This is a genomic window from Pseudomonas sp. MIL19 (genome assembly GCF_028680365.1).
Classification (GTDB): Bacteria; Pseudomonadota; Gammaproteobacteria; order Pseudomonadales; family Pseudomonadaceae; genus Aquipseudomonas; species Aquipseudomonas spirodelae.
On the sequence record NZ_JAPPVG010000008.1, the window covers coordinates 116,571 to 135,712 of the forward strand.

General features: G+C 63.9%; 15 protein-coding genes and 1 pseudogene. 2 read left to right on the forward strand and 14 right to left on the reverse strand.

All coding sequences use genetic code 11. The annotated features are described in order from the left end of the window. Positions 1-29: 29 nt before the first annotated feature. The 13 genes and pseudogenes from N1078_RS08000 to edd all read right to left on the reverse strand — a co-directional run bounded on the left by N1078_RS08000 (position 30) and on the right by edd (position 16,858). Positions 30-1,655, reverse strand: coding sequence for an NADP-dependent glyceraldehyde-3-phosphate dehydrogenase (locus tag N1078_RS08000; protein WP_274087671.1), 1,626 nt, complete (start codon positions 1,653-1,655; stop codon positions 30-32). After that, a complete protein-coding gene (gene eno / locus N1078_RS08005; RefSeq protein ID WP_274087672.1) occupies positions 1,642-3,099 on the reverse strand; it encodes a phosphopyruvate hydratase in 1,458 nt (485 codons plus the stop codon). The genes N1078_RS08000 and eno overlap by 14 nt, the downstream gene beginning before the upstream one ends. A gap of 14 nt (positions 3,100-3,113) precedes the next feature. Continuing rightward, positions 3,114-4,562, reverse strand: coding sequence for a pyruvate kinase (pyk, locus tag N1078_RS08010; protein WP_274087673.1), 1,449 nt, complete (start codon positions 4,560-4,562; stop codon positions 3,114-3,116). Between the two features lie 287 nt (positions 4,563-4,849). Beyond that, positions 4,850-5,755 (reverse strand): annotated as a pseudogene (locus N1078_RS08015) (aldose epimerase family protein). A 38-nt stretch (positions 5,756-5,793) separates the two neighbouring features. Continuing rightward, positions 5,794-7,014, reverse strand: a complete 1,221-nt coding sequence (locus tag N1078_RS08020) for a maltoporin (RefSeq protein WP_274087674.1) — start codon at positions 7,012-7,014, stop codon at positions 5,794-5,796. 161 nt (positions 7,015-7,175) lie between these two features. Further along, positions 7,176-8,333 (reverse strand): ABC transporter ATP-binding protein, encoded by a 1,158-nt coding sequence (locus tag N1078_RS08025; RefSeq protein WP_274087675.1) that lies wholly within the window; start codon positions 8,331-8,333, stop codon positions 7,176-7,178. A gap of 25 nt (positions 8,334-8,358) precedes the next feature. Then, on the reverse strand, positions 8,359-9,192 hold the full coding sequence (locus N1078_RS08030) for a carbohydrate ABC transporter permease (protein WP_274087676.1): 834 nt from the start codon (positions 9,190-9,192) through the stop codon (positions 8,359-8,361). Continuing rightward, complete coding sequence (locus tag N1078_RS08035; RefSeq protein WP_274087677.1) at positions 9,185-10,093, reverse strand: carbohydrate ABC transporter permease; 909 nt, start codon at positions 10,091-10,093, stop codon at positions 9,185-9,187. The genes N1078_RS08030 and N1078_RS08035 overlap by 8 nt, the downstream gene beginning before the upstream one ends. Positions 10,094-10,249: 156 nt before the next feature. Beyond that, a complete protein-coding gene (locus tag N1078_RS08040) occupies positions 10,250-11,503 on the reverse strand; it encodes an ABC transporter substrate-binding protein (RefSeq protein ID WP_274087678.1) in 1,254 nt (417 codons plus the stop codon). A 219-nt stretch (positions 11,504-11,722) separates the two neighbouring features. Then, positions 11,723-13,141 carry an ATP-binding protein gene (locus N1078_RS08045; RefSeq protein ID WP_274087691.1) on the reverse strand — a complete coding sequence of 473 codons (1,419 nt, stop codon included), beginning with the start codon at positions 13,139-13,141 and terminating at the stop codon, positions 11,723-11,725. Between the two features lie 19 nt (positions 13,142-13,160). Next, positions 13,161-13,889 carry a response regulator gene (locus N1078_RS08050; RefSeq protein WP_274087679.1) on the reverse strand — a complete coding sequence of 243 codons (729 nt, stop codon included), beginning with the start codon at positions 13,887-13,889 and terminating at the stop codon, positions 13,161-13,163. A gap of 171 nt (positions 13,890-14,060) precedes the next feature. Further along, entirely contained in the window at positions 14,061-15,035 is a 975-nt protein-coding gene (locus N1078_RS08055; RefSeq protein WP_274087680.1) for a glucokinase, read from the reverse strand. After that, positions 15,032-16,858 carry a phosphogluconate dehydratase gene (gene edd, locus N1078_RS08060; protein WP_274087681.1) on the reverse strand — a complete coding sequence of 609 codons (1,827 nt, stop codon included), beginning with the start codon at positions 16,856-16,858 and terminating at the stop codon, positions 15,032-15,034. Before edd ends, N1078_RS08055 begins: the two co-directional genes overlap by 4 nt. Positions 16,859-16,993: 135 nt before the next feature. On the opposite strand from edd, the gene gap reads away from it, so the two are divergent. Both gap and N1078_RS08070 read left to right on the forward strand, forming a co-directional pair. Further along, entirely contained in the window at positions 16,994-17,995 is a 1,002-nt protein-coding gene (gap, locus tag N1078_RS08065; RefSeq protein WP_274087682.1) for a type I glyceraldehyde-3-phosphate dehydrogenase, read from the forward strand. A gap of 256 nt (positions 17,996-18,251) precedes the next feature. Next, positions 18,252-18,716: a methylglyoxal synthase gene (locus tag N1078_RS08070; protein ID WP_274087683.1), complete on the forward strand. Its 465-nt coding sequence runs from the start codon at positions 18,252-18,254 to the stop codon at positions 18,714-18,716. Between the two features lie 7 nt (positions 18,717-18,723). Here N1078_RS08070 and N1078_RS08075 read toward each other — a convergent pair whose 3' ends face one another. Continuing rightward, complete coding sequence (locus N1078_RS08075; RefSeq protein ID WP_443218097.1) at positions 18,724-18,972, reverse strand: MerR family DNA-binding protein; 249 nt, start codon at positions 18,970-18,972, stop codon at positions 18,724-18,726. Between the last annotated feature and the right edge of the window lie 170 nt (positions 18,973-19,142).

Genomic DNA, 19,142 nt, shown 5'->3' on the forward strand with positions numbered 1-19,142 from the left:
GATGCGTGCAGCCCCTACTCCCATGCCGCCTAGAAAATGTAATCGGTGGTCAGAAAGCTCGATTCGCGGTTGCGGATGATCTCGCTGACCAGCGCCTTGTTGCTTTCCTGGAACTTGGTCGCCACCAGGGTACGGATGGAAAACACCCGCAGCGCGTCATGCACCGACAGGGTGCCCTCAGCCGAGTTCTTGCGCCCGTTGAAGGGGAAGCTGTCCGGGCCGCGCTGGCACTGGCTGTTGATATTGATCCGCCCCACCTGATTGGCGAAGGCATCCACCAGTCGGCCGACCTGGGCCGAATCGTTGCCGAAGATGCTCAGCTGCTGACCGAAGTCGGAGTCGAGCACATAGTCGATCACCGTCTGCAGATCGCGATAGGGCACCACCGGTACCAGCGGGCCGAACTGCTCCTCCTGATAGACGCGCATCTGCGCATTCACCGGGTAGAGCAGCGCCGGGTAGAAGAACGACTCGCGCGACTCGCCGCCACCGGCATTGACCACCCGTGCGCCCTTGTCCACCGCATCACTCAACAGGGTATGCAGGAAATCGACCTTGCCCGGCTCCGGCAACGGCGTCAGCGCCACTCCCGGCTCCCAAGGCATGCCCGGCTTGAGCGCGGCCAGCCCGGCACTGAACTTGTCGAGGAAACTGTCGACCACATCCTCATGCACGAAGAGGATCTTCAGCGCCGTGCAACGCTGGCCGTTGAACGACAACGCCCCAGTCAGGGCCTCGCTCACGGCGTTATCCAAATCGACCTTGGGTAGCACGATGCCGGGGTTCTTCGCGTCCAGACCCAGGGCCGCGCGCAGGCGATGCGGGCGCGGATGGAGTTTTTTCAGGTCGCTGGCCCCCTTGTGGGTGCCGATAAAGGCGAATACGTCGATCTTGCCGCTGGCCATCAGGGCGCTGACGGTTTCCCGGCCACTGCCGTAGATCACGTTGATCACCCCGGCCGGGAAGCTGTCGCGAAACGCTTCCAGCAGCGGGCGGATCAGCAGCACGCCGAACTTGGCCGGCTTGAACACCACGGTATTGCCCATGATCAGCGCCGGGATCAGGGTGGTGAAGGTCTCGTTCAAGGGGTAGTTGTAGGGGCCCATGCACAGGGTCACGCCCAGGGGCACGCGGCGGATCTGGCCGAGGCAGTCCTGCTCCAGCTCGAAGCGACTGGAGCGACGGTCCAGCGCCTTCAACGCCTCGATGGTGTCGACGATGTAATCGCAGGTGCGGTCGAACTCCTTCTCCGAGTCCTTGAGGTTCTTGCCGATCTCCCACATCAGCAGCTTGACCACCGCGCTGCGCTGCTCGCGCATGCGCCCGAGAAAGGCCTCCACATGCTGGATGCGCTCGGCCACCCGCATATTCGGCCACTGCCCCTGGCCATTGGCATAGGCGCGCACCGCGGCGTCCAGAGCACCCAGCGCCGCTTCGGCATCCAGACGCGGTGTGCTGCCGAGAATCACCTGCTTATCGCCCTCCTCGCTGGCCAGAAATACTGGGCTGCACACCGCCGCCAAGGGGCCATCCCAGGTACGCAACTGGCCATCGACCAGGTACTCGCGCTGCTCGATGGGCGCATCGGGGCGGTAGGCCTCGGGAATTTCGGCCAGGGTGGGAAACAGCGTGTCGAGACGTTTAGGCGCGGTCATGGCGTTCACTCCTGTCAAGGGATACGGCATCGGCGCAGTAGGCGGCGCGCCCCTGCAGAGCCTCTTCGATGCGCAACAGCTGGTTGTACTTGCCCACCCGGTCGGAGCGGCACAGAGAACCGGTCTTGATCTGCCCGGCACAGGTGGCCACCGCCAGATCGGCAATGGTGGTGTCTTCGGTTTCACCGGAGCGATGGGAAATCACCGCCCGGTAACCGGCATCCTGAGCCATGCGAATGGCGGCAAAGGTTTCGCTGAGGCTGCCGATCTGGTTGAACTTGATCAGAATCGCATTACCGATACCGCGCTCGATACCTTCCTTGAGAATCTTGCTGTTGGTAACGAACAGATCGTCCCCCACCAGCTGCACCTGCCGCCCCAGGCGCTCGGTCAGGTAGGCCCAGCCCTCCCAGTCGCTTTCGTCCATGCCATCTTCGATGGAGCTGATCGGGAACCGCTGACACAACCCCGCCAGGTAATCGGCGAAGCCCCGGGAATCGAAGGAACGCTTCTCCCCGGCCAGCACATAGCGACCGTCACGGTAGAACTCCGAGGCCGCACAATCCAGGGCCAGGACAAAGTCCTGACCGAGACGGTAGCCGGCGCGCAGCACCGCTTCCTCGATCACCACCAGCGCCTCTTCGTTACTGGCCAGCGAAGGGGCAAAACCGCCTTCATCGCCCACCGCCGTGCTCAGGCCACGCTCGCGTAGCACCTGCTTGAGGCTATGGAACACCTCCGCGCCCATGCGCAGGGCTTCGCCGAACGAGGCGGCCCCCACCGGCTGGATCATAAATTCCTGGATATCCACGTTATTGTCGGCATGCTCGCCGCCATTGAGGATATTCATCATCGGCAGCGGCAGACTGAAGCGCCCGGGCTGACCATAGAGCGCCGCCAGATGCTCATACAACGGCAGGCTCTGCGCGGCGGCAGCGGCCTTGGCGCAGGCCAGGGAGACCGCAAGAATCGCATTGGCCCCCAGCGCGCTTTTGCTCTCGGTGCCGTCCAGCTCAATCATCGCCGCATCGACTGCGCCTTGCTGCATTGCATCGAGGCCCAGCACGGCATCGCGGATCGCGCCGTTGACATTGGCCACCGCGCGCAGCACGCCCTTGCCGTGGTAACGCGCGGCGTTATCGCGCAGTTCGAGCGCCTCGCGGCTACCGGTGGAGGCCCCCGAGGGCACGCTGGCAACGCCCACTGCACCACCGGCCAGCGTCACCACCGCCTCGACGGTCGGGTTGCCCCGCGAATCGAGAATTTCCCGCGCACTGACCTGACGGATCAGGCTATAGCCCACGGCCTGGGCCGCCCCAGAAAAGCCGCCTGGCTGCACTGCGCCGGGCGCACCCGCGAGCAGCTCGCGCTGTTCGGCATAGGCCTCGCGAAAATCGAAGTCCCGCGGCCACTGCGGCGCGCCAGGGTTACTGGAATCGTTCATGGATGCTTCCTCGCTTAACAAATGCTGTCGCCCACGCGGATCACCCGCAGGCAGTTGGTGCCACCCTGGGCATGGCTGTGATCGCCGCGGGAAATCAATACGTGATCGCCCTCGACCACCACCCCACGACGCAGCAGCTCGTCGACCGCGCGACCGTTGACCTCGGCGATCGGATAGCTGTCGCTGTCGAACGGAATGGTCTGCACCCCGCGAAACAGCGCCACGCGATTCTGCGTGCGCGGGTTGCGCGAGAAGGCGTAGATCGGCAGGTGCGAACGGATCCGCGACATCAGCCGCGGCGTATCGCCGCTTTCAGTCATGCAGATGATCGCCTTGACCCCGTGCAGGTGATTGGCGGTGTACATGGCGGCCATGGCGATCGACTCGTCGATGCGGTGAAACTGCTCGTCCATGCGGTGCTTGGAGCGATGGGCCAGGGGATGCTTCTCCGCCCCGATGATGACCCGGCGCATGGCCAGCACGGTTTCCACCGGGTAGGCCCCGGCGGCGGTCTCGGCCGAGAGCATCACCGCATCGGTGCCGTCGAGCACGGCGTTGGCCACATCGAACACCTCGGCACGGGTCGGCATCGACTGGCTGATCATCGATTCCATCATCTGCGTGGCGGTGATCACCAGCCGATTGCAACTGCGCGCGCGCTCGATGATCAGCTTCTGCACCGCCACCAGCTCGGCATCACCGATCTCCACGCCGAGGTCGCCGCGAGCCACCATCACCCCTTCGGACGCCAGGATGATGGCATCCAGAATCTGCAGGTCATTGACCGTTTCCGCCCGCTCGATCTTGGCGATCAGACCGGCCTCGCCGCCCGCCTCGCGCAGCAGGCGACGGGCCTGGTGGATATCCTCGGCATCGCGCGGGAAGGACACCGCCAGGTAGTCGACCTGCATGGCCGCGGCGGTCTTGATGTCCTCGCAGTCCTTCTCGGTCAGGGCCGCCGCCGACAGGCCGCCGCCCTTGCGGTTGATGCCCTTGTTGTTGGACAGCGGCCCGCCCACCAGTACCTCGCAGAGCAGACGACTACCCTCCACCGCCCGCACTTCCAGCTCGATGCGGCCATCGTCCAGCAGCAGGATATCCCCCGGGCGACTGTCGCCGACCAGGGCCACGTAATCGATGCCCACCGCCTGCTCGTCGCCGGCATTCTTGTCCAGCCGCGCATCGAGGCAGAAGGACTGCCCCTTGAGCAGCTGCACCTTGCCCCGGGCGAAGCGGGCGATACGAATCTTCGGCCCCTGCAGGTCTGCCAGCACCGCCACGAAACGCCCCTGCCGGCGCGCCGCCTCCCGCACCAGGCGCGCCCGCTCGATATGCTCGGCAGCGCTGCCGTGGGAGAAATTCAGGCGCACCACATCCACCCCCGCCTCGACCAGGGCCTCGATCGCCTCAGGGCTTTCGGTAGCCGGGCCCAGGGTGGCCACGATTTTCGTTCTACGACGCATAGCTCAGGTTCCTCGACAGCGTTTTTCTGGGGGAAAGGGGGTAACGACAGGGCAAGCGGCAAACCCGGCCGACACCCCGAAAACCAGCGCCGGGGAGCGGAAAGCTTGTTGCTTTAACCAATTGCGCTATTTTTACTCGGACAAAACAGATACATCAAGACTAAATGTTGTAATAAAACAACATTTAGTCTTGATGTGATAAGCCAATGCGCAAAAAGCCACAACCCATGCCGGGCAGAGCCTTGCCGAAGGGGATAAAGAGTCGCAGCGCCGGGGCTATAAGCCCCTCAGCTCAACTGCGCACTCAGCTGCAGCAGCGCTTCCTGCTCAGGCTTCAGGGTCAGGCTGTCGGCGGCGCAACAGGCGGCCTGAACGCTGAGAAAGCCCAGCGCCTCGCTCCAGCCGACATCGGTCAGGGGCCGGCTGCCGGGATGCCAGACCACGCTGTTGGCAGCGCCATGGGTATGAATCGACAGACTGCGCTGCCAGGCCAGATCCTGCAGCTGCAACAACCCGCCGCGACGGAAAATGCGGTGGCAACCATCCTCGACCCGCAACGCGCCGCGCTGCTGGCAGGCGGCGCGACGAAGCAGGTCGTGGCCATGAGCACCCTCCAGACCGAGTACGCTCACCCGCACCACATCGCTGACGCGCCAATAGGCATGCAGGGCATGGCTCAACTGGCAGGGCTCGCTGTCTTGATGGCTGCTGCGCAGGCGCAGATGCATGCCCTCGCCCAGTTCGGCCTCCAGGGTCACCTACCAGTCGCACAGCTGCAGTTGCCAGCGCAGGCGCACGCCCTGCTCGCTCACCGCGCAATCGAGCAGCTCCCAGTCACTGAGCCGCGCCCAGCCATGGGAGGGCCAGCCGCTTTCGCTGGGATGCCGGCCAAACCAGGGCCAGCACACCGGCACCCCACCGCGAATCGCCCCGCCGCGCTGCCAGTGACTGGCGCACCAGAGCCAGGGGCGCTGGCCTCGCGGCTGGAAATGCAGAAGCTGGCCGCCCTGACGGCTGAATGCCGCCTGAAAGCGCGGATGTTCGAGCAACAGCAGCTCGCGCTCCTGATGAGTCACCCAGCGCAGGGTTTGCCCGCCACCCGGCACAAACAACCCGGCCAGGGGGTGCTCTGCAGCAGCCCCTGGCCGAGTTGTAGCCGGCGCAGACACGCGCCGTGGTTTAGCTGGCGGCATCGAACCGTCCCGGCTTCACAGCGCCGTGCGCCTTGCTGTTACCACCAGTATTCGACCTGTACGCCGAAGTTGGAGCCATGCCGGGCATTGTCGAAGGCACCGCTGTCGGACAGCGCCGAACCCGCCGCCTGCAGACTGGCCGCACGCTGCGCCGCCTCGTTCCAGCTGGCATAGGTGTAATACAGGCGGATTTCCGGGCGCGCCCAGAAGTCCTGGCCGGCGGGCGACCAGGTCGGGGCCACGGTGAACTTGGTCAGCTTGCGCGTGCCGTCGGTGGCATCGACCTGATCGTGGCCCAGCTCGCCGACCAGCTTGAACTGCTCGGTAAAGGCGTAGCTGGTACGCCCGCCCACCGACAGCCAGTTCTGGTCGTCGCCATCGGGGCGCACATCCTTCTGGTAGACGAACTGCGCCTGGCCGCCCCAGCGCGGCGTGGCCTGCCAGTTGTAGATTTCCACCAGGCGATAGCTCTTGTTGTCGTCATCCAGGGTCACATCGCCGGTGTAGCCCAGGCCGGTGCCGGGGCCCTGGCCGTACTGCAGGGCCAGGGTATTGCTGCCGCCGAGAAAATCGGCCTGCTTGTGCTGCGCGGTCAGCGCCCAGCCGCTGTTGGCATCGGTGCTGTCGGGCTTGTCGATAAAGCTCAGGCCGAACTCCAGCTCGCCGCCCGGATTGGGCTTGAAGCCGGCGACGTTGAAGTCATGGCGGTTGATATAGGGCTGCTGGAAGTAGCTGTCCTTGCGCGAGAAGGCGTAGCTGTATTTCAGCCCGCCCAGCTCGTAGCCCTCGATACCGGCACCGGTACCGCTCTGGTTCCAGTAGTAGAAGTCGCTGATATGGATATCGTTACGCTTGTAGAAGCGCCGCCCGGCCCATAGCGAGCCGCCATTGAGCGCCGGCACCTTGCTCCACTCGGCATACATCTGGTTCATCCGCGCAAAACCGTAATCGCCGGTGAATTTCGGCGTATGACCATAGGCGTTGTACAGCTGCGCCATGCCCTCGACACTGACCACCGAGCCATCGTCCAGGCTCAGCAGGTCCTGGCGCAGATCCAGCTCCATATACTGCTCGCACTCGTTACCCAGGCGGTATTTGCTCTGCGCGCCGGGCAACTGGAAGCACGACTGGGTGCCGCCGTTGGACGAACCACCCGCACCGCTACGCACATACCCGGAAAACTCCAAGGCGCTCGCCGCTTGTGGCAAAGCCAGGCTACCGAGGGTCAGTGCCAGGCCGAATTTCATTGCTGCTCTCATGTCTACTCCTTCTTGTTTTTATTGTTGTAACGCTTGTTGCAGGGTCCCAAAGGCACGGATAAGGCAGGCACCCTTGGAGGTATTTAGCTGCGTAGCCCGGATGCAATCCGGGGCAAGATTGCGCGGCCGACAACGCTCCCGGATTGCATCCGGGCTACGCCTCAGCGGCCCTTGAACTGGGCGACCTTGCTTGCCTGCTCAGCCGTTTGCGGCTTTCCCGGCAACAGACGCTCACCGCTCTGGGCATCGAACAACAGCACCTTGCTCGGATCGAACTGCAACTCCAGGGTTTGCCCCACCTGCGGCGCATCGTCCGGAGCCAGACGGCAGCAGACCTTGGTCTGGTTCAGCTCGACGAACACCAGGGTATCCGGCCCGGTGGGTTCGACGACCTCGACCTCGGCACGAATCGACGATTGATTGCGGCTTTCGGCCGTGGCCAGAAGGATCTGCTCGGGACGGATGCCGAGGATCACTTCGCGGTTCTCGAAACCCGCCTCCATCGCCCCCAGGGGCAGCTCGCAACGGGCCTGACCGCTATCGAGCAGGGCCAGCAACTGACCGTCACGACGCTGCAGGCGCAGAGGGATGAAGTTCATCGGCGGCGAACCGATAAAGCTCGCCACGAACAGGTTGGCCGGGTCGTTGTAGATCTGCTTGGGGGTGCCGAACTGCTGAATGATTCCGTCCTTCATCACCGCCACCTTGTCGCCCAGGGTCATGGCCTCAATCTGGTCGTGGGTGACATACACAGTGGTGGTCTTCAGACGCTGGTGCATCAGCTTGATTTCGGTGCGCATCTCCACCCGCAGCTTGGCGTCGAGGTTGGACAGCGGCTCGTCGAACAGGTAGATCTTCGGCCGCCGCGCCAGCGCCCGGCCCATGGCCACGCGCTGCTGCTGGCCACCGAACAGCTGGCCGGGCTTGCGCCCCAGCAGATGCTCGATCTGCAGCAGCTTGGCCACCCGCGCCACTTCTTCCTCGATGGCCGCGGGGGCCATCTTGCGCATCTTCAGGCCGAAGGAAATGTTGTCCTTCACGGTCATGGTCGGGTACAGCGCATAGGACTGAAAGACCATGGCGATATCGCGATCCTTGGGGCTCATGCCGCTGATATCCTGATCGTCGACCAGGATCGCCCCGCCGCTGATGTCCTCCAGCCCGGCGATGCAGTTCATCAGGGTCGACTTACCGCAACCCGAGGGCCCGACCAGAATCAGGAACTCGCCGGACTCGATGGAAATCTCGATGTTCTTCAGGGTGTCCGCCAGGCCGCTGCCGTAGGACTTGTTGACGTTGCGCAGTTCGAGGGTTGCCATTGTTGTATCTCCAATCTTGAAGGCGTCAGCCTTTCACCGCGCCGGCAGTCAGCCCGCGCAAGAAATATTTACCAGCCAGGATGTAGACGACCAGCGTGGGCAGCCCGGCGATCATCGCCGCGGCCATATCGACGTTGTATTCCTTGGCCCCGGTGCTGGTGTTGACCAGGTTGTTCAGGGCCACGGTGATCGGCTGGGTATCGCCGCTGGCGAACACCACACCGAAGAGGAAGTCGTTCCAGATCTGGGTGAACTGCCAGATCAGACAGACCATGATGATCGGCGTCGACATCGGCAGCAGAATGCGCCCGAAGATGGTGAAGAAACCCGCCCCATCCAGCCGCGCGGCCCGCACCAGGGCATCCGGAATGCTCACGTAGTAGTTGCGGAAGAACAGCGTGGTAAAGGCCATGCCGTAGACCACATGGATCAGCACCAGGCCGCTGGTGGTATTGGCCAGGCCGAGATGCCCCAGGGTGAAGGACGCCGGCAGCAGCACCACCTGGAATGGCAGGAAGCAGCCGAACAGCAGCAGGCCGAAGAACAGCTGCGAGCCGCGAAAGCGCCACATGGCCAGCACATAACCGTTCAGCGCACCGATCACGGTGGAAATCAGCACCGCCGGAATGGTGATCTTCACCGAGTTCCAGAAGTAACCGCCGACACCGTCCCAGGCTTTGAGCCAGCCGATGGCGGTAAACATCTCCGGCCAGGACAGCAGGTTGCCGGTGCGAATGTCTTCCGGGCTCTTGAAGCTGGTCAGCAGCATGATGATCAGCGGTATCAGGTAGACCGCACAGGCCGCCAGCAGGGTGGCGTAGATGGCCATACGGCTCAGGCTGAGGGCGGGCTTAGTCATGGCGTTTGCCTCGCAGTTCGGAATACAGATAGGGCACCAGAATCGCCAGCACCGCGCCGAGCATCAGGATCGCGCTGGCGGCACCGAGGCCCATCTGGCCGCGGGTAAAGGTGTGGGCGTACATAAACATCGCCGGCAGATCGGAGGCGTAGCCGGGGCCGCCGGCGGTCATCGAGGCCACCAGGTCGAAGCTCTTGATCGCGATATGGGCGAGGATCATCAGCGAGCTGAAGAACACCGGGCCCAGGCTCGGCAGGACGATACGCAGGTAGATATTCGGCAGGCTGGCCCCATCGACCTGGGCGGCGCGAATAATCGACTGATCGACCCCACGCAACCCCGCCAGAAACAGCGCCATGACAAAGCCCGAGGCCTGCCAGACCGCAGCGATTACCAGGCAGTAGACGACCCGATCGGGGTCCACCAGCCAGTCGAAACGAAAGCCTTCCCAACCCCAGTCACGCAGCATCTTGTCGATACCCAGACCCGGGTTGAGCAGCCACTTCCAGGCGGTACCGGTGACGATCATCGACAGCGCCATGGGATAGAGAAAGATGGTGCGGATAAAGCCCTCGCGGCGGATGCGCTGGTCCAGCAGCACCGCCAGCAGCACGCCGATCACCAGACTGATGCCGATAAACAGACCGCCGAAGACCATCAGATTCTTGCTCGCCACCCACCAGCGGTCGTTGTCCAGCAGACGTACGTACTGCTGCAGGCCGACAAAACTGTAACTGGGCATAAAGCGCGAGCTGGTAAACGACAGGACAAAGGTCCAGAGGATGTAGCCGTAGAAGCCGACCATGATGATCAGCATGCTCGGTGCCAACACCAGCTTGGGCAGCCAGCGTTGCAGCGCATCCAGCGGCGAGGCCTTGGTGAAAACTGCGGTTGAACTCATGACAGGGCTCCGGGGTTGGGCTTGTCTCCCCTCGCCCTCCGGGAGAGGGGCCGGGGGTGAGGGCGTTTGTCGAGCACACGAATCCCCGGCACCCATAGGGGCACCCTGGAATCGGTGAGGAAATAGGCCGCCGGCGAACCGGCGGCCGGGCTGGCTTTACTGCACGGCCTGAATGGCCGCGGCCAGCTGCTGGGCAGCCTTTTGCGGGTCAGCCTTGGTGTCGTTGAAGAAGTTGGTCACCACGTCAAACACCGCGCCCTGTACATAGCTGGAAGCGGCCATGCCGTGGGCCAGGCTCGGCTGCAGGCCACCATTGCCGGCGGCTTCCTTGAAGTCGGCCATGGACTGCTGGGCACAGGCGTCGAAGCTGCTCATGTCCTGGTCCAGACGCACCGGGATAGAGCCCTTGTTCTGGTTGAAGAACTGCTGGAACTCCGGCTCCATCACGGTGCGCGCCAGGTCTTCCTGGGCCTTGCGGTTTTCCGCATTGCTCAACTTGAACATGGCCAGGGAATCGATGTTGTAGGCGAAGCTGCCCTTGGTACCGGGGAACGGCAGGCACTGATAGTCCTTGCCGGCGATCTTGCCGGCAGCGGTCCACTCGCTCTTGGCCCAGTCGCCCATGATCTGCATGCCGGCCTTGCCATTGATAACCATGGCGGTGGCGCTGTTCCAGTCACGCCCGGCGGCGTTGGCATCGACATAGCCGCGCAGCTTCTGCAGGGCGGCGAATACCTCGACCATCTTGGCGCTGGTCAGCACCGACTCGTCCAGCTCGACGAACGCCTTGCGGAAGTCATCCGGGCCGAGCACGGCCAGGGCCAGGTCTTCGAACACGGTGCTGTCCTGCCAGGGCTGACCGCCGTGGGCCAGGGGCATAAAGCCGGCGGCCTGGAGTTTTTCCGCGGCGGCGAAGAATTCGTCGAGGGTGGTCGGCGGCGTGGCACCGGCCTTGGCGAACACCTCGGGGTTGATCCACAGCCAGTTGACCCGATGCACATTGACCGGCACGGCCACGTAGTCGCCGCCGAACTGCATCACCTCGATCACCTGGGGCGGCAGCAGCTCGTCCCAGCCATTCTGTTCGGCGACCTGATTGAGGTCGGCGAGCAGACCCAGCTCGCCCCACTCCTGAATGTCCGGGCCCTTGATCTGCGCGGCGGCAGGCGGATTGCCGGATACGGCGCGGGTTTTCAGTACGGTCATGGCCGCTTCACCACCGCCACCGGCGACGGCGAAGTCCTTCCAGCTATGGCCCTTGTCTTCGACCAGTTTTTGCAGGGTATCGGCGGCGCGCTTTTCGCCACCGGAAGTCCACCAGTGCAGCACTTCGACTTCGCCGGCATGGGCAGCCAGCGGCAGCAGGGAGACGAGGGAGATAGCAGTAGCCAGGCGGGAGATCGCATTCATGAGCAGTAGTACCTTTATTGTTGTTATTCACGGGCAAGTCTGGTGCTTGCGCTGGAATCGAGTCTAACCAAGGGTCATTGCCCGGCGGGTAACGAAGGGATGCGCAAAGGTCACGGGATGGTTACAAAGCACGCCCGTAGCTCCGTCGCCCCGTAGGGTGCGCCGTGCGCACCGCGCATACAGCGATATGGGAACTCATGACGCGCGCCGGGGCCCGCATCAACGCGGCAGACTCAGGGTCACCCGCAAGCCACCTTCGCGCAGGTTGCGCAGGCTTACTTCGCCGCCGTGGGTATGGGCGATATTGCGCGCGATGCCCAGTCCCAGGCCGTAGCCCTGCTGCTGCCCGGCCAGGCGGAAATGCGGCTCGAACACCTGTTCCAGGCGCTGTTCGGGCACCCCAGGCCCTTCGTCGTCGACATGCAGGACGAAGGCCTGGCCATCATCCTCGATATGCAGGTGGGCGCGTTCGCCATATTTCAGCGCGTTGTCCACCAGGTTGCCGATGCAGCGTTTGAGCGCCAGGGGCTTTCCCGGATAGGGAGCCAGCGCCTGGCCATCCAGGGTCACGCGGCCATTGCCGGCCGGGGCCAGGTAGGGCTCGATCACGCAATTGAGCAGCTGATTGAGCTCCACCGGCTCGATATTCTCGTGGATATCGGTGTCCTTGACGCATTGCAGCGCGCCCTTGACCAGCATCTCCAGCTCATCCAGATCACGACTGAACTTGACCTGTACGGCCTCGTCGTCGAGCAGTTCGACGCGCAGACGCAGGCGGGTGATGGGAGTGCGCAGATCATGGGAAATGGCGCTGAACAGCTGGCTGCGCTCGCGCAGGTAGCGGCCGATACGTTCGCGCATGGCGTTGAAGGCGCGGCTGACCTCCACCACCTCGCTACCGCCCGCCTCGGCCAGCGGCTCGACCTCGCTGCCCAGAGACATTTCCCGCGCCGCCAGCGCCAGGCGCTTGAGCGGCCGGCTCTGCCAATGCACCAGGATGCCGATAAACAGCAGCAGAAAACTGCTGGTGAGGATGATAAACCACAGCTGCTGAGCCGGCAGACCCTGCTGTTCCAGGCTGACATAGGGCTCGGGCATCAAAGAGGCAAGGTACAGCCATTCGCCCGGAGCGATCTGGATCTGCGTGACCAGCACCGGCGGATTGAGCGGTTCCAGGCTCAGGGCGTAATGGGCCCAGGAGCGCGGCAGCTCATCGAGTTTCAGGGCGTTATTGAAGATGCGCAGGTCTTCCGGGCTGACGAATTGCACCAACAGGTCCAGATCATTGCCCAGACGCTCGCGCAGGGTTGCGTCCACCGCATCCAGCACCGCGCGCTTGCGCGGCGTCTGCGGCAGCACACGCATTTCCAGTGGGTTGTCGTTAAGCGAAACGAAGAAGCGCGTGCCGCCCATATTGCGCAGCTGGTCGAGCACCAGCGGCCGGTAGCCCAGGGGCAGCGAGCGGAAGTAGCTGACGCTGGCGGCCATCGACTGGGCCAGGCTGCGCGAGCTGGTCAGCAGGCCCTCGACCTGGCTGGCGCGCAGCTGCGAAACCCAGATCAGACTGGACAGCGCCTGAGCCAGCAATACCACCAGCAGGGTCAGCAGCAGCATACGGCCGAGCAGCGAACGCGGCACTGGCAACCACTTGCGCAGGCTAGTCGCCGACATAGGGGCCAACCGCCGCCGCCAACTGATAGCCGCTGCCGCGCACGGTACGGATCAGGCGCGCCGGTTTTTCGGTATCGCGCAGGCGCTGACGCAGGCGGCTGACCGCCATATCGACGATACGCTCCAGCGGCATCACCTCGCGGCCGCGGGTGGCGTTGCCGATGGTGTCGCGGTCGAGTATCTGCTGCGGGTGGTCGAGAAACAGCTTGAGCAGGGCGAAGTCGGCACCGGAGAGAATCACCTCCTCGCCATCGGCATGGAACAGGCGGTGGCTGACCATATCCAGGCGCCACTCGTCGAAGGCCAGCACCTCGCTGCCGCGCTCCTGGGTGAAGTGCGCGCGGCGCAGCAGCGCCTTGATCCGCGCCAGCAACTCGCGCGGGCTGAAGGGTTTGCCCAGATAGTCGTCAGCCCCCAGCTCCAGGCCGATCACCCGGTCGGTCTCATCGGAACTGGCGGTGAGCATGATGATCGGCACCTGGGCGAAACGCTGATGCTCGCGCACCCAACGGCAGAGGCTGAAGCCATCCTCGTCGGGCAGCATCACATCGAGAATCACCAGATCCGCCGTCTCGGCGCACAGGCCCTGGCGAAAGCCCGCACCATCGCCAACGGTGCGCACCTGAAAACCGGCGCGGCTCAGGTAGGTGTGCAGCAGTTCGCGAATTTCCTGATCGTCGTCGACCAGCAGAATGGATTTACCGGGCTGGCTCATGGTCCGCCGTCCTTATTGTCATGCACTCGCCAAAAATGGCATGTAGCTAGCATTTGTAGGAGCGGCCCATGGCCGCGAATCGCGGGCATGGCCCGCTCCTACAAGGAATACCTAAGTTCGTAGGATGGGTTGAGCTCCACGATACCCATCAATCCTGAGCGATGGGTATCGCTACGCTCCACCCATCCTACGGCAATGCTCTTGTTGCAAGGCCACGCCCGCGCCCATCAGCCCCGGGTATTCGGCGGTTACCAGCCATACCGGAATGCCGGCAAAGTACTCACTCATGCGGCCTTTGTCACTGAAGCTTTTGGCAAAACCGCTGGCCAGAAAGAATTCGGCAAAGCGCGGTACCACGCCGCCGACTATATACACCCCGCCGCGCGCGCCCAGGCTCAGCACATTGTTGCCGGCGGCGCGGCCGAGCCAGACGCAGAACTGCTCCAGCACCGCCATCGCCAGCGCGTCGCCGGCCAGCGCCGCCGCCGTGACTTCTGCCGGAGAATTCAAGCGTGCTTCATGCCCATCCAGGGCGCACATAGCGCGGTAAAGCAACAGCAGGCCGCTGCCGCTGAGCACGTCCTCGGCACGCACATGACCGAGCTGGCGATACAGCTGCTGCCAGAGTTCGGCCTCCCGCGGGCTGCCAATCGGCAGGTCGACATGGCCGCCCTCACCCGGCAAGGCCAGCCAGCTGCCATCGGCCAGGGCCAGCAGCGTGCCGACGCCCAGCCCGGTGCCCGGGCCGATCACCACGCAGGGCCGCTGGTCCTCGGGCGTGCCGGGGCAGACCTGCAGGCGCTCGTCATCGCGCAGACGGGTCATGCCCAGGGCCATGGCGGAAAAGTCATTGACCAGCAGCAGCTCGCGCACCTGCAACTCGCGGCAGAAGGCCGTCCGGCTGATGCGCCAGTGATTGTTGGTAAAGCGAAACAGGTCGCCGCTGACCGGCCCGGCGCAGGCCAGGCAGACCGAATCCACTGCCCCCAGGGGCAGCTCCAGCTCGGCCAGATAGGCCTGGATCGCCGCCTCCGGCCCCGGATAGTCGGCGGTGGCCAGCACTCGCACCGACTCCAGCTGCTCATTGCGCCACAGGGCAAAGCGCGCATTGGTGCCGCCAATATCACCGACCAGGGCCAGCTTCACTGCAGCGACTCCAGGCTGGTGGTGAAGGCGCTTGCGCCCTGCTCCGCCGAGCTGAAGGACTGACGCATAAAGGCGAACAGCTCACGACCGCAACCCACGGCATTGGCCAGGGTGCCACTTGCCGGCTCGCGCGCGGCCAGTTCGGCGTCACTGAGCAGCACGCACAACTCACCGGTGTGGCCGTCGAGACGAATCATGTCGCCGTTGCGCACCCGCGCCAGCGGCCCGCCGCCGTATGCCTCGGGGCAGACATGAATGGCCGCGGGGATCTTGCCCGAGGCACCGGACATGCGCCCATCGGTGACCAGCGCCACCTTGAAGCCGCGGTCCTGCAGCACACCGAGGAAGGGGGTCATCTTGTGCAGCTCGGGCATGCCGTTGCTGCGCGGGCCCTGAAAGCGCATCACCGCAACGAAGTCGCGCTCCAGCTCGCCGGCCTTGAAGGCATCGGCCAGCTGCTGCTGATCTTCGAAGACCAAGGCCGGGGCCTCGACCAGCTGGTGTTCCAGGGCCACGGCGGAGACCTTCATCACCCCGCGACCGAGGTTGCCCTGCATCAGGCGCAGGCCGCCTTCGGCGGAGAAGGGATTGGCCACCGGGCGCAGCACGCTTTCATCGTGGCTCTTGCTCGGGCCCTCGCGCCAGACCAGCTTGCCGTCTTCGAGGAAGGGTTCGCGGGTATAACGCGAGAGGCCATGGCCGGCCACGGTGTTGACGTTTTCGTGCAGCAGCCCGGCCTCGAGCAGCTCGCGAATCAGGAAGGCCATGCCGCCGGCTGCCTGGAAGTGGTTGATATCGGCCTTGCCATTGGGATAGACGTGGGCCAGGGTCGGGGTCACGGCGGACAGGTCAGCCATGTCCTGCCAGGTCAGCTGAATGCCGGCGGCGCGGGCGATGGCCGGCATATGCAGGGTGTGGTTGGTGGAGCCGCCGGTGGCGCTCAGGGCGATGATGGAGTTGACCAGGCAGCGCTCGTCGACAATCTCGCCCAGCGGCATAAACTGCCCGCTCTGCTTGGTCAGGCGGGTGACCTGCTGCGCCGCTTCGTGGCTCAGGGCATCGCGCAGCGGCGTATTGGGGTTGATAAAGGACGCGCCCGGCAGGTGCAGGCCCATCACTTCCATGAGCAGCTGGTTGGTGTTGGCGGTGCCGTAGAAGGTGCAGGTGCCGGGGCTGTGGTAGGCGGCCATTTCGGCCTCCAGCAGCTCGTCGCGGCTGGCCTTGCCCTCGGCATAGCGCTGGCGCACGTCGGCCTTTTCCTTGTTCGACAGGCCGGACGGCATGGGCCCGGCCGGCACGAACAGGCTTGGCAGATGGCCGAAACGCAGCGCGCCCATCAGCAGGCCGGGGACGATCTTGTCGCAAATCCCCAGGTACAGCGCGGCGTCGAACATGTTGTGCGACAGCGCCACCGCGGTGGCCATGGCAATCACTTCGCGGCTGGCGATGCCCAGCTCCATGCCCGGCTCGCCCTGGGTCACGCCATCGCACATGGCCGGCACGCCGCCAGCGAACTGGCCCACCGAGCCGATTTCGCGCAGGGCCTGTTTGAGCTGCTCCGGGTAATCCTGATAGGGCTGGTGAGCCGAGAGCATGTCGTTATAAGAAGAAACAATCGCCACGTTGGCCGCATTCATCAGACGCAGGGCCTGCTTGTCCTCGCTGCCGCAGCCGGCCACACCGTGGGCGAAATTGGCGCATTGCAGCTTGCCACGCTGCGGACCTTCGCTGGCCGCCGCGCGAATCATCGCCAGATAGGGCTCGCGCGTGGCGCGGCTGCGGGCGATCAGGCGGTCGGTTACCTCAAGTACGCGGGGATGCATGTGGTTGACTCCAGGCTGGTGGATGGCAATATTTTGTACTTAATACAAAAATACTGCCACTTAAAACACTTGATTTCTATCTCTACGGGAATAATCTTGTAATTCCAACAACAAAACAAAGAACGGACCTCAGCCATGACTATCCGCATCGCCATCAACGGCTTCGGCCGTATCGGCCGCAATGTGCTTCGCGCCCTCTACTGCCAAGACTACCGCCAACAGCTGCAGGTGGTCGCCATCAATGACCTGGGCGACAGCGCGATCAATGCCCATCTACTCAAGTACGACAGCGTGCACGGGATTTTCGACGGCAACGTGGAAAGCGATGGCGAAAGCCTCACGGTCAACGGCGACCGCATCGCCGTCAGCGCCATTCGCAACCCGGCCGAGCTGCCCTGGAAGGCGCTCGGGGTCGATGTGGTCTTCGAGTGCACCGGGCTGTTTACCGAACGCAGTAAGGCCGCCGCCCACCTCGCCGCCGGTGCCCGCAGGGTGATCATCTCGGCACCGGCCAAGGGGGCCGACGCCACCATCGTCTATGGCGTCAATCACGACATCCTGCGTTCCTCCATGCAGATCATCTCCAACGCCTCCTGCACCACCAACTGCCTGGCCCCGGTGGCCCAGGTGCTGCAGCGCGAGCTGGGCATCGAGCACGGCCTGATGACCACCATCCACGCCTACACCAACGACCAGAACCTCTCAGACGTCTACCACAGCGACCCCTACCGGGCGCGCTCGGCGACCCAGTCGATGATCCCGACCCAGACCGGTGCCGCCGAAGCGGTGGGCCTGGTGCTGCCGGAACTGGCCGGCAAACTGACTGGCATGGCCGTGCGCGTGCCGGTGATCAATGTCTCGCTGGTCGACCTGACCCTGCAAGTCAAGCGCGACACCAGCGCGGAGGAAATCAACCAGCTGCTGCTGAACGCCAGCCGCACCTCGCCGGTGCTGGGCTACAACAACCTGCCGCTGGTGTCCTGCGACTTCAACCACAACCCGCTGTCGTCGATCTTCGACGCCAACCACACCAAGGTCAGCGGCCGGTTGGTGAAAGTCATGGCCTGGTACGACAACGAATGGGGCTTTTCCAACCGCATGCTCGATACCTGCCTGGCGCTATGCAAAGCGGCGTGAGGGTCTGGCGCTGCGCCCCCGTAGGAGCGTCGAAGACGCCGAGATCCATGGCCGCGCTAGCGCGGATCGCGGGCATGGCCCGCTCCTACAATGCGTCCTGACAGCGTAAATCGCCTTCCCAGATTGCATCCGGGCTACGCAACCGCCCCCCGTTGATGCCAGAAGGTGCCGCATCCGTAGGTTGGCGCTGAGCCCGCGAAGCCCAACGCAAGGCACACACCCTTTAACCCTTCGCCAAGCAGACCAGGAAATCGCCATGCCGCGTATCAGCTTTACCACCGCCACCCTGCCCGAGCGCAAACGCATCGCCCTGGTGGCCCACGACCACTGCAAGGAGTTCCTGCTCGACTGGAGCGAACGCCAGCGCGACAAGCTGGCGCGGCATCATCTGCTGGCCACCGGCACCACCGGCCTGCTGCTGGGTCGTCGCCTCGGTTTGCCGATCGAATGCATGATCAGCGGCCCCCTCGGCGGCGACCAGCAGCTGGGCGCGCGTATCGCCGAACAGCGGGTGGATATGCTGGTGTTCTTCTGGGACCCCTTCGAGCAGCAGCCCCACGACCCGGATATCAAGGCCCTGCTGCGCGTCGCCGCGGTATGGAATATCCCCGTGGCCTGCAACGAAAGCAGCGCCGACTATATGCTCGGCAGCGCCCTGCTGGACCAGGCCCACGACTACCGGGTGCCGGATTACCAGACCTATCTGGATAACCGCCAATAACAGCCTGTTAGCCGCCCTCTCGCGCTTCGTTGTCGAGGCAACAGTCACGGCTGTCCAGCGCCTCCAGCAGCCGACAATGTTCGGCCTCGGCGCTGGTGCAGCCGGCGAGTTTGCTCAGCTCGGCTTTCATCTTCTGCAGATCGCGAATCCGCGCATCGATGGTCTGCAGATGCGCCTGCACCAATTGGTCAGCTTCCGCACAGGGACTGTGGGGTTGCGTGTTTGAACTCCGGCGCGACCAGCGATTAAAAACAATTCACTTCCCGCCTTATATCCACGATAGAGCAGGATGTTTATCCTCAAAGATGGGTGCGACAGTCAGGTGTTTGCAACAATATGGGATCTGACTTGTTGCCGCTGACCGAAAACTGACCCAGTAGAGGCTGTTCTGCCGACTGAAAACTGACCCAGGTGTTCAACTGCTTC